General features: G+C 41.3%; 10 protein-coding genes. All 10 read right to left on the bottom strand.

Going from position 1 to position 15,748, the window contains the following annotated elements; all coding sequences use genetic code 11:
* Positions 1-240: 240 nt before the first annotated feature.
* Complete coding sequence (locus tag ABMY41_RS09775; RefSeq protein ID WP_349274578.1) at positions 241-528, bottom strand: hypothetical protein; 288 nt, start codon at positions 526-528, stop codon at positions 241-243.
* A gap of 6 nt (positions 529-534) precedes the next feature.
* Positions 535-915: a VOC family protein gene (locus ABMY41_RS09770; protein WP_251601925.1), complete on the bottom strand. Its 381-nt coding sequence runs from the start codon at positions 913-915 to the stop codon at positions 535-537.
* Between the two features lie 174 nt (positions 916-1,089).
* Positions 1,090-1,524, bottom strand: coding sequence for a GNAT family N-acetyltransferase (locus ABMY41_RS09765; RefSeq protein WP_349274577.1), 435 nt, complete (start codon positions 1,522-1,524; stop codon positions 1,090-1,092).
* 63 nt (positions 1,525-1,587) lie between these two features.
* Complete coding sequence (locus ABMY41_RS09760; protein ID WP_251601921.1) at positions 1,588-3,126, bottom strand: EAL domain-containing protein; 1,539 nt, start codon at positions 3,124-3,126, stop codon at positions 1,588-1,590.
* A 157-nt stretch (positions 3,127-3,283) separates the two neighbouring features.
* Entirely contained in the window at positions 3,284-5,242 is a 1,959-nt protein-coding gene (locus tag ABMY41_RS09755) for a methyl-accepting chemotaxis protein (protein WP_251601919.1), read from the bottom strand.
* A 285-nt stretch (positions 5,243-5,527) separates the two neighbouring features.
* Positions 5,528-6,139, bottom strand: coding sequence for an FMN-binding negative transcriptional regulator (locus ABMY41_RS09750; RefSeq protein WP_349274576.1), 612 nt, complete (start codon positions 6,137-6,139; stop codon positions 5,528-5,530).
* 61 nt (positions 6,140-6,200) lie between these two features.
* Entirely contained in the window at positions 6,201-7,343 is a 1,143-nt protein-coding gene (gene asd / locus ABMY41_RS09745; RefSeq protein ID WP_349274575.1) for an aspartate-semialdehyde dehydrogenase, read from the bottom strand.
* A 119-nt stretch (positions 7,344-7,462) separates the two neighbouring features.
* Positions 7,463-8,359: a lipid kinase YegS gene (gene yegS, locus ABMY41_RS09740; RefSeq protein WP_349274574.1), complete on the bottom strand. Its 897-nt coding sequence runs from the start codon at positions 8,357-8,359 to the stop codon at positions 7,463-7,465.
* A gap of 393 nt (positions 8,360-8,752) precedes the next feature.
* On the bottom strand, positions 8,753-11,443 hold the full coding sequence (locus ABMY41_RS09735) for a TonB-dependent receptor (protein ID WP_349274573.1): 2,691 nt from the start codon (positions 11,441-11,443) through the stop codon (positions 8,753-8,755).
* A gap of 65 nt (positions 11,444-11,508) precedes the next feature.
* The gene (locus tag ABMY41_RS09730; protein ID WP_349274572.1) at positions 11,509-15,609 is read right to left on the bottom strand and encodes a hypothetical protein; all 4,101 of its coding nucleotides are present in this window, start codon (positions 15,607-15,609) and stop codon (positions 11,509-11,511) included.
* Positions 15,610-15,748 lie beyond the last annotated feature (139 nt).

Below are 15,748 nucleotides of genomic sequence, written 5' to 3'. Positions count from 1 at the left end.
GGACCTAGACCCTAGCGCCTCTACTTTAAATTTATAAAAATGAAGCAGCTTTTTGCAATCGAACTCAACCTGAAAATTTACGATCCAACTCGAGAATTTCTTCTTTTATAGCTTTCACTTGCTCTTGTGCAGCTGGATGCTCTAGCAAACCTAATTCAATAATGCCTGTGCATTTATTTATAAATTTTATCTAGCCCTTCATTTAACCTCAAAGCATTTATTTAAATTCATTAATTACTCTCAAATTAAGCTTGATATCTGGCCTTCTGCTATTTTTGTATGACATACAAACAATTCAAAAGGCATACCAATATACATACCTTGATGAGCAGATGAATCCAACACTTCTATAAATATATCAGCAGTTTCTCCATCAAAGAACTCTTTACCCTCTTCAAAAATAAGTCTACAGCTGGTATCAACACGGTTCAAATACGAAATTCGAGTGTAACAACCACTTCCAGTATATCTAAATGCATGAGGGGGGCGCTCTAAGAATAAAAATGTAACTTTTGCTGTAATATTCATTACACATTACCCTCGCTTTTCTACCTTCCATGGTGGGTTTAAGCGGTTTTCTCCCGCCCAATACAATTTAATCTTATTCCCTGATGGGTCTTTTAGAATGGCTTCTGTCCATAAATAACGCTGGGCTGTTGGCGGCTGTTCAAAGCTAATGCCTTTTTCAACAAGGCTTGCATAGAGCTCATCGAGCTGCTCATGTTCAAAATAAATGACCGCACTATTACTAAACTCTTCAGTTTCTAATGACAGCGAAAATGTGGCATCACCATCTGGGCATTGAAAGCGTGCGTAATGCGGGGTATCCACAATCTGAATCATTCCCAGTGTTAAGTAAAAAGCCACTGCTTCATTCATATCCTTTACAGCTAACGTCACCTGATTGAGATTCATTTGCTACTCCCATGTAATGCTTTATTCGTTGCTTCAGCATATCGCGTTCATTAAATTAAGCAAAAGATAAGTGACGAAAATAAAGTTAGCGAGTTACAAGTTACAAGTTACAAGAGTAAAGTTTCTAGGAGACGTTTCAACGGCGAACATCTAAATTCACGGCTGAAGCCGTTCCTACACGAGTTCCATGTGCAATATTGGAAATGGTTTACCCATATCATCAAAAGGTGAGCGTGAGGCAACTTTAAAGCCCATATGCTGATAAAACCCAACTGCAAGTGGGTTTTGCTCATTAACATCCACTTTGTTGGCAGCTAATTGCTCAACCGCATAGTTCAAGAGTGCTTTACCTATCCCCTTACCTCTTGCGGCATCTAAAATGAACAACATTTCTATTTTGCACTCATGTACGCCAACGAATCCTAAAATTGTTTTATTTTCATCCTTAATGCACTTTAAAGTCACATTAGGAAACGCCTGCTCAATAATGATTGGCTTAAAAAAAGCGATGTCGTCTTCTGTTATAAAATCATGAGTTGCTCTAACTGAGTTTTCCCATACAGCAAGTAGCTCTGGGTAATCTTGAGCGTTAACATTGTCTACTTTCATTGTTTTCCATTTTGTTCTACAGCGATTGCCAGTTACATACTAATGTGTAGCAGCAAAATAAGTCTAGAGCGTTTGAGCATTGTCATTACCAACCAAAGCATTTTGTAACTCTTGCAAAGACAATGATTTATAAAAATACCAACCTTGTATTTGGTAATCCTCGTTATGACTCTCGATAAAATTGTACTCGTCCTCAGTTTCAACCCCTTCAAAGATAACAGTTCGGTTCAGCTCTGAGACTAATGACATTATCGCCAAAATCATTTTTTGCTTAACACCATCTGTAATTGATTGGGTAAATACCTTATCTATCTTGATTACATCAAAGTTGATTTCTGTAAGCCACACAAGGTTAGATACCCCGGTTCCAAAATCATCGAGCGCTATTTTAAAGCCATATTTTTTAGCCTTTAAAGCGAAGCAAGCTAATAACGTTAAAGGCAGGCCTATGCGCTCTGTTATTTCTATCTTTACTTGCTCATTCCTTAGCTCATACTTACTACAAAGCTGATGTAAGTAATCTAAAAACTCGGGGTTTTCAATTTCATATGCATTAACATTAATTGCGACAGAAAAACCATGATCGGTTTTCATAATTGGTGCTAATTCTTGAAGGGCTTTCGTCGCGCATTCATAGGCTAACATAGGATACAAAGATAACTGCTCAGCAACACCTAAAAATAGTTCCGGTGAAACCTGGCCATGTATTTCGTCTTTCCAGCGGACTAAACTCTCAACACCAATTATTTTGTTAGTTTTAACATCTATGATGGGTTGATACTCAAGATACAACTGCGCACTCTTGATGGCACTTCGAAGTCTGAATTCCATGGAGTTTTGCATATCAAAATATGAGCTAACAGAATAGGCTATTAAAAAGCTAATTAAACCAAGCATACATATGGTCAATACAGATATGTACAAAGGGAAATACAAAATGCCTGGGCGATTATTCTCAGTGACAACACAATAAGAAAATTGTGTACTACACGTTTCTACCTGTTGCGTTGGCAAAAATGTTTTGCTGTTAAATTGATATTGGGTTTCATAGTGATGGAAAACATACTCTTTATTTTTAGAAATAATTTTAAATGCAAAGTGCTTGTTTAATTCATCAATATGTTTAAAAGGCTTGTTTACAGTGAATGCGATGATATCGTCACGTTTAGTGACGTCATACTTTGTTTCTACCGGAAAAACACCTGCAACCTCTGCTGCAAAATCATACCCTGAAGATGAATTATATAATTGCTGAGTAAGTAAAGTTGTATTATCTAACTTACCCCAATTTGCAGTGCACTTAACCTTACCTTTTCTAATTAAACCTAGATCATGGACGTATTCATAATTGGCCAAGATCACCCGTAATTTATTAATGGTTTGAGTGTTACATTGACGAGATGAGATCTGTGAAGCGGCATTTATTGCTGATGAGATATCTGCAGAGATATGCTCAGCCTTATTTAATAAAACGTTCGAAAATTGCTTTTGGTGTCTTACCTGAAAATAACTTACAGACACATGAAAAACGCAGGTTAGAAAGAACATTAATAAACAAACAATAAGTGGCAATTTGTTAAAGTTTGGTGTTCTTCCCTGCATAGCTCATTACTGTGTTGTTGGTTGCTGTTAAAACTTAATCATATTGTATTATCAAATCAAGTCCTAGAACCTAAAATGGGTAATTATTTTTTGATAAATTGATCCAGCTCGTAAGTCTACTTAAAAAAATAACAACAAAGTTTCAATAATGCCTCACTTACACCTTAAACTTACCCACTAAATCAGTCAGGGTATTCGATAACAGGTTTAGTTTCTCTCCATTACCTCTTGCACTATCGGCAATTTCGCTTACATCATCAGCCGCATTTTTAATTTCAACAACATTGCGGTTAATGTCTTCGGCTACATGCTGTTGCTCTTCGGCTGCAGTGGCAATTTGTGTATTTAAATCGCTAATATTGACGATAGACGCGGTTATTTCACTAAATTGTTGCTGTGCTGAATGAGCTAGATCAACCGCTTTATTTGTACGGTTTAAGCTGGTTGTCATCTCTTTTGACACTTGATCAGACATCTTACGTAACGTATCTAACTGACTTGCTATTTCTTCTGTCGATTCTGAGGTCCTTTGTGATAACGCACGTACCTCATCTGCAACTACCGCAAAACCTCGACCATGGTCGCCTGCCCTCGCCGCTTCAATTGCTGCATTTAAGGCTAACAAATTGGTTTGCTCTGCAATGCCTCTTATCACGCTTAATATCGACATGATGTTTTCGCTTTCAGCGTCGAGTTGGTTTATATCTTGAGTTGCTTTAGTTATCACCTCAGACAAAGACACAACACTATCAACCGTTTCAGATATAACACTTTGCCCAAGCTCAGAGGCCTGCTGTGTTTGCGATGCAAGTTCGGCTGCATTGGCACAACTAGCAGATACTTCATTAGCAGTCGCTGCCATTTCATTAATCGCTGTGGCCGCCATTTCAAGGGCTTGTTGTTGCTGTGATGTTGAGCCAGATAATTGCGCCGCCTGTGATGATGTTTGCGCTGAGGTATCACTTACATTTTGCGCACAATCATTAATTTGCGTGACTAAATCCGATATTAGGTTCAAAAATAAGTTAAAGCTGTTAGCCAGTTTGGCCGTTTCATCACGTGTTTTAATCACTAAACGTTTAGTTAAATCACCACCACCTTGCGATATCTCGGTAAGACCATCACTTACTTCAACAATAGGTGCAGAAATTAATTTAGAAATATAGCTAGCAACTAAAATGAACACAGCAATCAAGATTGCACTGATAACTAAAATAGTAATCGTCATTGCGTTTGCAGCACTCATCACTTCAGATTTTTCAACTAAACCTATAAATTTCCAGCCTAGTTTTTGCGAGGTGTAAATATTCGCTAAGTAATCTTTGCCATTAATGTCAATTTCAAATTGCCCCTGATTATTATCAGCGAGCTGTTTGTATTTTCCGTTATTGACTTGTGCTAGCTGCTTAAACCTGTAATCAGCATTTTTAACGTCAACCAGTACGTTGCCACTATCTTCAATCAACATTAAATAGCCAGTTTCACCAAGTTTAATGTTCGCAATAATATCGGTAAGGCCCTGCAAGGATACATCCATGCCCTGCACACCAATAAACTCTCCTGCTTGTTTAATCGCTTTAACAGTAGAAACAATGACCATGTCATCGGCTGCCCAATAATAGGCATTGGTTCTTACCGTTTTACCACCTGCTGCTTTGCCTGTTTCGTACCAAGGCCTTACTCTTGGATCATAATTCGCTGTAACTTCACCCTCTGGCCATTGAATATAACCGCCTTGCTCATTACCCATATAAATATATGCAAGTCCCGGGTGGGTGGCGCCAAAGTGATCAAACAAACTAAAGGCGTTTTGTTCGGTGTTACTACCACTTAAATGATCAAGCATCTCTGCATTAGGTGACTGCAAATGGGCTTTAACGCCTTGCTTGGCATCTAAGATAGCGGCATGGGAAGCAAGGTAATCGACGTTTTTCTCGATTTCGGCAAAAAACATACTGATACCATTATCGACTTGTCTTGCTTCTCTTTCACTAAGTTCGGCAAAACTATCGAGGGCTTGCTGTCTTGTTTGTGTAATTACAAGCACAGCAATGATGATGAGCGGCAGCGCAATGGCTGACGCAAAGGCGAGTTTTAATTTTTTTGAAATGTTCATAGCCAACTTCCAACTAAGCAGTTAAGAAAATATAGTGAGGGCTTGGAAGTTCGGCAAATAATTAAGTGTTTATTTTTTCGGTGCAAAGTAGATTAGGGTAAATAAAATCAATGAGTTTTAAATATCTTCTAAGATTGCTTTAACTCGAAACTTACCTTCTCTAAATATGACATTTAGTTGACAGATACACGGAATGTACTAACTTTAGTTTTAGTAGTTAACATGCTTTTAACAAAGCAGTGCTTGATACTTTCCAACCAATTGGCAGCATTTGCGGGATGCAAATTAGCTGCCTATTCCTACTTCATGTTTAAGCATATAGCTAAGTAAGGCTTGGGCATCTGGGTGTTTATCTGATTTTAACCCTGTTACAACACCTTGTTGATCCGCTGCCGATTTATGCTGGCCTAACTTCTCTTTTGCTTGAATTGAATCAAGTTCGATTTTAATACCAACAATGCCACGAAGTAACTTGGCTTGATAATCAGCTGGCAACAAACAGGTGTCGTTTAAAATACTCGGCTCGTATTGGCTAATTAGCTCATCTAGGCAGGCTAAGGTGTTGTCATCATTGAGGTATTCTACTTTGCCCTGGGCATGCACCGCAGCGTAGTTCCATGTCGATACAGCTGGCTTCTCACTATACCAAGTCGGTGAAATATAACTATGAGGGCCGTTAAAAACCACTAATACACGGGTACCTTGCAAGCTTTTGCCGTGACTATTAGCCCGTGACACATGACCATATAAGGTACCAAACTCGCCCTCATCGGGCTTATAAACTAAAGGTAAATGAGTTGCCTCAAACTCACTATCAACCATCAGTGCAAAGCTGTAGGTTTTAATGAACTGCGACACTCGCTCTGGTGTCATTTTCCATTTATTAGGGGTGTGCATTACTTTCCTTTAGTGCTAAAAAAGGCCAGCAAAATGCTAGCCTTAATATTGAGTTGTGTGATTAATGTTGGCCATCAACAATAATGCGTAACATGCGACGAAGTGGCTCAGCTGCACCCCATAACAGTTGATCACCAACCGTAAACGCACTGATATACTCTGGGCCCATCGCTAATTTACGAATACGACCTACCGGAATAGACAGCGTGCCAGTTACTTTTACAGGTGTTAAGTCTGTAGCAGTAATATCACGATCATTCGGGATCACTTTTACCCACTCATTGTGAGAAGCAAGAATTTCTTCAATTTGCTCAACGCTAATGTCTTTGCGCAGCTTAATTGTCATTGCTTGTGAGTGACAACGCATTGCGCCAATGCGAACACATAAGCCATCAACGGGTACTGGTTGCTCGCTGCTACCTAAAATTTTGTTTGCTTCAACTTGCGCTTTCCACTCTTCTTTACTTTGACCGCTTGGCATTGGTACATCAATCCAAGGGATAAGGCTACCAGCTAGAGGAACACCAAACTGGTCTTGTGGTAAATCGCTTGAGGCAATTTTTTCGGTGACTAACTTATCAATCTCAAGAATCGCAGCATTTGGATCTGCAAGCTTGTCTGCCACTGTTTCGTGAATTGCACCCATTTGCGCAATTAACTCTTTCATGTTGCGTGCGCCTGCACCAGAAGCCGCTTGATATGTCATAGGGCTTACCCATTCAATCAAGTCTTGTTCAAATAAACCGCCTAGGGCTAATAGCATAAGTGATACGGTACAGTTACCGCCCACATAGGTTTTAACACCTTGCTCTAAGCCTGCACTGATAACGTCTTTGTTTACTGGGTCTAGCACAATAATACTGTCGTCACTCATACGCAGTGCCGATGCCGCATCAATCCAGTAACCTTGCCAACCTGATTCACGTAATTGCGGGTAAACGGCTTTGGTGTAGTCACCGCCTTGGCAAGTAACAATAATATCCATCTTCGCAAGCTCAGCGATATCATTGGCATCTAAAAGCGGTTTAGCAGGACCCGCAAGATCAGGGCCTAATTGACCGGTTTGTGAGGTGGTGAAAAAAGTCGTGTCGATATTAGAAAAATCATTTTCTTGCTGCATACGTTCTAATAACACAGAGCCAACCATGCCCCGCCAACCGACTAATCCTACTTTTTTCATTGTTTGTTCCACTGTTTGATTCATTCAAATTACCTAAACTGTTAAAAATTAAAGTCCATTGCGTGAGAATTTAATTTTTACAGGAGTAATCTAGCATTGCGGCCAAAGCAAAACCAGCGCAAACCGAGTAACATCAAAATTTTTCATCTTAGCATCGGGCAAGCCTCTGGCAGCACGAAGTTAAGCGCACCAACATGCACTTCAAAACGCTGTTGTTTTGAAGTGATTGGCTCGCCATCTAAGTTTATTGGCATTTCTGTTTGTGTTTGCCATTCAAGCCATGGCACTTGAAAGCGTTTTACCCACTGTTGTGATGAATTAGGATAATTGCTTAGCTCTTCGATAACCGCTGGTACATCTGAAATTGTAAATGATGTAAACGCCACTAGGTCAACCAAGCCATCATTTATGTAGGCATGTGGCGCAAGTGGCTGACCACCGCCCGCTTGGCGGCCATTACATACGGCAGCGGCAATAATATCGCCCGAAGTACGTTCACCATCAGGCAGCGTTAACTCGCCACTGTAAGGCACAAAACTTAGCGCTTGTACAAGCCCAGCCAAGGTATACGCGCCACCACCGAGTAAGTTTTTCAGTGCAGGCGGTGTGGTTGCGGTAATTTTTGCCCCAAAGCCAGCACTGGCTACATTTACGAAATAACGCTTATCAACCTCTACCGTATCAATTGCATGCGGCTGCCCCTGTGCGGCAAGCTTCAGTGCTGGCAAGTACTCATGAGGAATATTAGCGGCTGTAGCAAAATCATTCGCTGTGCCCATAGGTAAAATAGCAAGCTCTAAACGTTGTGACTTTTCCAGTTTCATTAATGCATTAACGGCTTCATTAACGGTGCCATCACCACCAGCTACGACAACACGTTTTACACCCTCTGCCACGGCTTCATTAATAAAGCGCTCAATGTCACCGCCTTCATAGGTAACTCGCACTGCAAGTGGCTGACGAGTTCGAAATTGACCGATGGCACCACGAAGCTGCTCATCAGCCGCTTTTTTACCATTTATAATTAACCGTAAGTCCATTTTTAATCCCTGTTTAAACACGTTGAACTACCATAACACGCAATGGTTTAATATACCCAAACTACCTCAAGATGCGAGTTTCAGTTGGAATTAAAAGCGATTTAGGCAAGGCATTGATTGCAAGTAATAGTGGTTCTATTGTTAAAATCAATAACGCAGTATAAATCGCTTTTAAACCAACCCTTTGGGCGCTTCACAGGCACTTACTCTCATCGTTGTTACTTCTTAAAAGGGACTGCCATTCTTGCAAAGTAACGCCTTGATAATAAGCACCTGTGAAACGCTGAATTCTGCATCTTGAGGTGGTTTGGGTATAGAAACAAAAAAGCCCTGCTAGTGCAGGGCTAAATCAACGTTAGGATTTATTATTGTATCCTTCCTTGGGGAGTTTAATTAAAACTCGTAGCTGAAGCCTAAGCTAAACTTAGTGCCTTCTTCTTTCTTCCAAAGCGATAAACCTTCTTGTTCAATTTCTTTATCTTGACCAAGGATGTTTTCAATTTTGAACTTAACTTTTGTGTTGAAGTTCGGGAAGTAAGAGTAAACTAGATCAAGCGAATGAAATGGCTTTTCTTCAGCATCTTCATTACCGCGAGTACCCGGTACAATAATACGTGGACCAAACACGTTATATACAAGTGATGTCGAATGGAAACCATCAGCAGAGTCATAACCCATCTGTAAGTTTGCTACCCACTCAGAGTGACCCACTAAACGGCGCTCATCGTTAGTAACAATGTTAGACACTGTATCTGCATCAAGTGCATCTTTTAATTGCTGCTCAAACAACGAATCAGCGCCGTCAGAATCATCAATACCTAGTTTCACAGTTGAATCAGATAGCGTAACGTTACCCGACAAGAACACACTCGACCAATCTGCACTGATAAAGCTAAAGTCAGTCAAGAAATCAACTTCAATACCAGTTAACTCACCAGATTCAGCGTTTGCAGTTAATAACTGTGGCGCAGCACCACCTACACCTGCAAGCTCTACCATTTCAATAGGGTTTGTAATGTCTTTGTAGAACAGTGCAACTGATAGGTTATTACCTGATGCCATATACCATTCAAAACGGAAGTCAGCATTTTTCAGTTTTGAACTTTGTAGTGTCGGTGAACCACGAACTAAGAACTCTGTTAATGGGTCAACGAAGAACGTAGAACTTACATCACGCATATCTGGGCGAATAGTTGTTTCGCTTAAATTTAAACGAAATTGCATTTCTTCATCCATGATATAAGTCACAGCTAAAGAAGGATAAAAATCGTCTTCTTTAATTGCTACTTCAGCGAGTTCATCCGTTGTTGCATCAAATAAGTTACTATGCGCCTTAAATGGTACTGATACTTGGGCAAAATCTTCCCAACGAACACCACCGGTAATACGCCACGTGTTGTCTAGGAAGTAATCAGCCATAAAGTAATAAGCATCTAACTTATGTGCCGCACTGTATTTATCACCGTCTGTTGTTCTGTCATCAAAAATGCCAGAACCCGTTGAGCTTGCATAGAAAGCATCATTATTGATGTTATCGTAAGCAAAAATCTCATCTAAACGTGAACCAAATGAATAATCATCTGAAATACCGCGGTGTGTAATACCGAATGTGGTGTTGTTTGCTGTACGGGTTTTCTCTGAGAAATCGCCACCCACTTTTAGCTCAAGCTCATAGCCTTCACCATAAAATGGCATACCCATGTTCCAACCCCAGGTATCAACTTCGTCATGAAGCACTTGGAATTCACGTGTTACGTTAGTTGCTGAAACGTCTTGTAATTGCTCAGAAACAAACACACCATCGTCGTAGTTACGTTGGAGAACAGCGTCTACACCACCTGGTGCATCACGGTTTGCACGGCTTGTACCGGCGTACCAATCAACAAACAAGTTGTTAAAGTCGATAAAGTTGTGTGTACCTTTTAGTTGGCTAGAGAACATTTCACGCTCTTCATACACAACATCAACACGGCGAAGGTCACGTACACCTTCTTCCGTTTCGTTGGCATCATAGAAATTACGATTACGAACACGGTCACGCATGTCATGCAGGGCAATATTAGTCAGTTCAATTTTATGGTTTGAATTAAACTCATAACCAATATTGAAGGTACCGCTCCAACGCACATTTTGTTCAGTCGATGTACCATCGTAATACTGAGCAAAACACTTGTCTTCACACCCTAAGCTGCCGAGGTTTGTACCACTTTTTTCTTGTGCTACTTCCCACTCATTTTCGTAAGAAACCGCAGCTAACACACCAAATGTACCCATTTCACTTTCAAAGCGATCGCCTAGTGAAACTGAAAAGCTCATTTCAGGATCAACGTCTTTTTCAGTTGCTGAAATGTTCCAATCAAGCGCCGACATCAATGCTTGGCGTTCAGCCAGTGTTGTGTTTATATCGCCTTCAAGGCCCGCCCCATAAAAGGCATCGATGAACTCACTTGGTAACGCACGAGTACCATCATCACGCCCCATCCAGTCATCATCACCACCTTCATAGAAGTAGCCTGTATCACTGTTATTGGTGTTATAAGAAGTACCGATATCGACTTTAAATAAAAAATCAGTCGGAATTGATTTAGTTCTAATATTTACGTTACCACCACCAAAATGCGCAGGCATATCGGGTGAAAACGATTTTTGAACACTTAAACTTTCAATAATATCTGATGGAAATAAGTCAAGCGGTACAACTGAGCGAGTTGGATCAGGACTTGGTACATACATGCTATTAAGCTGAGTACTCGAATATCGCTCACCTAGACCACGAACATAAATGAACTTGCCATCAACAAGTGTCAAACCTGTTACACGACGAAGTGCCGATGCAGCATCGCCATCACCAGTACGAGAGATTTGCTCTGCACCCATGATATCGGCAACGAAAGCTTGATTTTGACGCTCTTGAAGAACCGCGCCGGCACTCCCTTTTAAACGCTGTCCTACAGCAACCACTTCTTCAATTTCTTGTGCTTCATCTGCTGCATAGGCAGTGCTCACTGATAAGCCAACTAATGCTGCAAGCACTGCGTGATTTATCTTTGAACGCACAAGTTTAGAGGGGGTAAAAGATTTCATTATTATACTCCGAAAACAAAACTAGAAGCTGGCCGGGGTTGCCCCCGACCATGGATTAGAAGGGCTTAGTTAAGACCTACTTTTACCCAACCTGCTGTCCAGTCTGTTTGCGCATCCATTGCACCTATGTAATCTACTTGGTCGAAGAAGCTATTTAGGCTTGAAGCATCAAAACCGTTACCAAGTAGTGCTGATTCTGCACTTGGTTGATAGCCGTTAGAGCTTAGACCTAACATTGCTGCGTCCATGATAGAGTTACCTTCTTGGCCTTCGAACCAAGATTGAACATTACCCGTACCAATTGCTTGGCTTGAGAAGTTGTTATCTGTTGCACATGCAACTACTGAGTGGCTGATAGTAAGTGAACCATCTTCAGCGCGAGGTGCTGAATCTGCGCCAACTCGTAAGCAGTTTTTATAACCTTCGCCACCTGTTACTACTACGTTTTTCAGCATACCTGCAGTACCTGCACGTAAACGGATACCGTTTACACCATCTGCACCGATGATAGTTACGTTAGAGATAGTAGGAGTTGTTAAAGGTGATGCATCTGAATCAAACTCTGAGTTATCAGCTTCAATTGCATTGTCACCTTCAGATGAAGACTGCTTGATTAATACGTATTGTGCATTACCAGTCCAACCGAATGACCAATCTAGCGAGTCATCACCAATGTTTGTTAGTACTAAGTGGCTGATGCTTGCAGTACCACCGAAGAACTCAACACCGTCATCAAGGTTTTCGTGAACGTGGATATAATCAAGTTCAGTTTGGCTACCAACACCTGCAAGTGAAATACCGTTAAGCTCATCACCGTTACCAAGTGTTTTACCTGCTTGTTTTACAACAACATACTTAAGTGTACCTGAGTTATCTTCTGGTTGATTACCACCGAATTGACCAGCATCACCTTCTGCAGCAACACCACAGTTTGCTAGTTCATCAGCCGTTGTTTCACCCACTTGGTCACCACAAGAGTTAGCTGGTGCGTTACCAAGAAGCACTACACCACCCCATTGACCAATGCCTGTTTCAGCACCTGTCATATCTTGGATAGATGTCATAACGATTGGTTGAGTTGCAGTACCTACCGCTTCAATCTTCGAGTCACGACGAACAACTAAGAAGTCATCACCGCTTTCACCGATTAGCGTTGTACCAAATTGAACATAAAGCGTTGCACTATCTGTACGGTCACCACCCACTGCCGTGCGGCCTTTAAGGATCCAGTGAGCATCGTTAGTTAATGTCACGTCAGATGTGAAAACAACATCTTGTGCTAACTGATAAACTGGCTTATCGGTAATTTGTGGGAAGCTTGCAGAAACATCAGTTGCTAAACCTTGCTCCATTGCGTTTGTGATATCAGCAGGGAAGCTAGGGTTAACAGCAACTGTCCAACCTTCCATCCAGTTGTTGTCACCGTCAAATGCACCAATGTAGCTTGTTTTAGTGAAGAATGGGTCAAGGTCTGACGCATCAACACCTGCACCTAATAGCGGCGAGCTTGATTTAGGCGTGAAACCATCTGTAGCAAGGTTTAATGTCGCTGCAGTAAGTGTTTGGTTACCAGTTTGACCTTCGAACCAAGACTGAACATTACCAGAACCGATTGCTTCAGAACCGAAGTTATTGTCTGCACTACATGCTACCACTGAATTCTCGATAGAAAGCTCACCAGATTCAGCATTTGCTACAGAGTCAGAACCTACACGTAAACAGTTTTTGTAACCTTCTGGGCCTGTCACAACCATGTTACGGATAACACCCGCAGTACCTGCACGAAGACGAACACCGTTTTTATCGTCAGCACCAACAATCGTTACGTTTGAAAGTAGTGGCTTAGTTAATGGTGTAGCGTTTGAATCGAATTCTGAGTTATCTGCTTCGATTGCATTGTCACCTTCAACAGATGATTGTTGGATATAAACGTTCTGTGCGCGACCTGTCCAACCAAATGACCAGTCAAACGCGTCATCACCAATATCAGTTAGTACAACGTTACGAACGTTGACAGTACCACCGAAGAACTCGATACCATCGTCAAGGTTTTGGTGAACCTGGATGTATTCAACTTTTGTTTTAGAACCAACACCTGCGAATGAGATACCATTTAGCTCATCGCCATTACCCAGTGTTTTACCTGCGTGTTTAACAACAACATAACGAACAACACCCGAGTTGTCTTCTGCATCATCACCACCGAATTGACCTGCATCACCTTCAGCTGCAACACCACAGTTTGCTAGCTCTTCAGGTGTTGTTTCACCTTGTTGATCACCACATGAGTTAGCCGGTGCATTACCAAGTAATACTAAACCACCCCATTGGCCGATGCCTGTCTCTGCACCTGTCATATCTTGGATAGATGTCATAGTGATTGGTGCTGTTGCATTACCATTTGCGTTAATTTGTGAGCCACGACGAACAACTAAGAAGTCATCACCTGTTTCACCAATTAATGTAGTACCCGCTTGAACATATAATGTTGCGCTATCAGTACGGTCACCACCTACTGCTGTACGACCATTTAAGATCCAGTGAGCGTCATTTGTTAATGTTACATCTGCAGTGAAGGTTGTATCTTCAGCTAAGCGATACACTGGTTTGTCAGTAATTTGTGGGAATTCAGATGAAACGTCTGTCGCAAGACCTTGCGCCATTGCATTTTCGATATCCGTTGGGAAACCGCCATTGATAGCAACAGTCCAACCTTCCATCCAGTTATTTGTTGCGCTAAATGCACCGATTTGACCATTCGCTAATAATGGTGAACCCGCTAAAGGCATATACCCATTATCATCTAGCATTAAATCTGCTGGAGTAAGAGTTTGGTTACCGTCTTGGCCTTCAAACCATGCTTGTACAGTACCACCATTAATTGTTTCGCTACCGAAGTTATTAGCAGCTGTTTGACAAGCAACAACTGAGTTAGTGATAGTTAGAGAGCCATCTTCTGCACGAGGCACTGAATCAGAACCAACACGTAAACAGTTTTCATACGTTGCAGGGCCTGTAACGAAAACGTTTTTCAGCATACCTGCAGTACCTGCACGTAGACGAATACCATTGTTACCTTCAGCACCCACGATTGTTACATTTTCAATGGTAGGGTTAGTCAGTGGTGTAGCGTCTGAATCAAACTCTGAGTTATCCGCTTCAATAGCGTTGTCACCTAAGTTCGCAGCTTGTTGAATGTATACGTTTTTCGCCGTACCAGTCCAACCAAATGACCAATCTAGTGAGTCATCGCCAATGCTTGTAAGTACCACGTTACTTACGTTTACTGTACCACCAAAGAACTCGATACCATCATCTAAGTTTTCGTGTACTTGAATGTAATCAACAGTCGTTGCAGAACCAACACCAGCAAATGAAATACCGTTTAATTCGTCACCATTACCCAGTGTTTTACCTGCATGTTTAACAACTAAGTATTTCAATGTACCAGAGTTATCATCTGCAACGTTACCACCAAATTGACCTGCATCACCTTCTGCAGCAACACCACAGTTTGCAAGTTCGTCTGCAGTTGCTTCGCCTTCTTGGTCACCACATGAGTTTGCAGGTGCATTACCAAGAAGTACTAAACCGCCCCACTGACCGATAGACGTCTCAACATTAGTCACATCTTGAATCGAAGTCATTGTGATTGGCTGGCTTACAGTACCTACTGATTCGATTTGTGAACCACGACGAACAACCAAGAAGTCATCACCCGATTCACCGATTAATGTAGTACCTTGTTGGATATATAAAACAGCGTTATCAGCGCGGTCATTACCTACAGCTGTACGACCATTTAAAATCCAGTGAGCATCGTTTGTTAGTGTTACATCAGCTGTGAATGTAGTGTCTGCTGATAAACGGTAAACTGGTTTATCTGTAATCGCTGGGAATTCTGAAGAAACATCTGTTGCTAAACCTTGTGTTAAAGCATTTTCGATGTCAGTTGGGAAACCAGTCGTTGCGTTTTGAGAATCATCACGACCTGATTGGTCGCCGCCGTTATCACCATTGTCACCACCATTATCGATGATGTTTGTGACGTTATCGCCTTCGTTGACAGTGGTGTCGCCTTCTTTAACGACTAAATCACCACCACAACCAGCTAAAGAAACTGCTGCAGCTACCAAACTAACTTTGAATAAGTCAGATAATTTCATTGTTCACTCCGTTAAGATAGATATTTAATTATTGTGTTAGCGCATAAACTCAAGTCACCAAAAAGCACTGGCACTTAATGCTTTTGGGTCACTTGAGTTTTAAACTGCGACTACCTTACGGGAGCTGTATGACAAACTA

The sequence above is a fragment of the Pseudoalteromonas sp. BZA4 genome, from assembly GCF_040104395.1.
Lineage (GTDB): Bacteria > Pseudomonadota > Gammaproteobacteria > Enterobacterales > Alteromonadaceae > Pseudoalteromonas.
The sequence above is the reverse complement of the archived record's forward strand: the minus strand, read 5'-3'. Positions and strand labels throughout refer to the sequence as shown.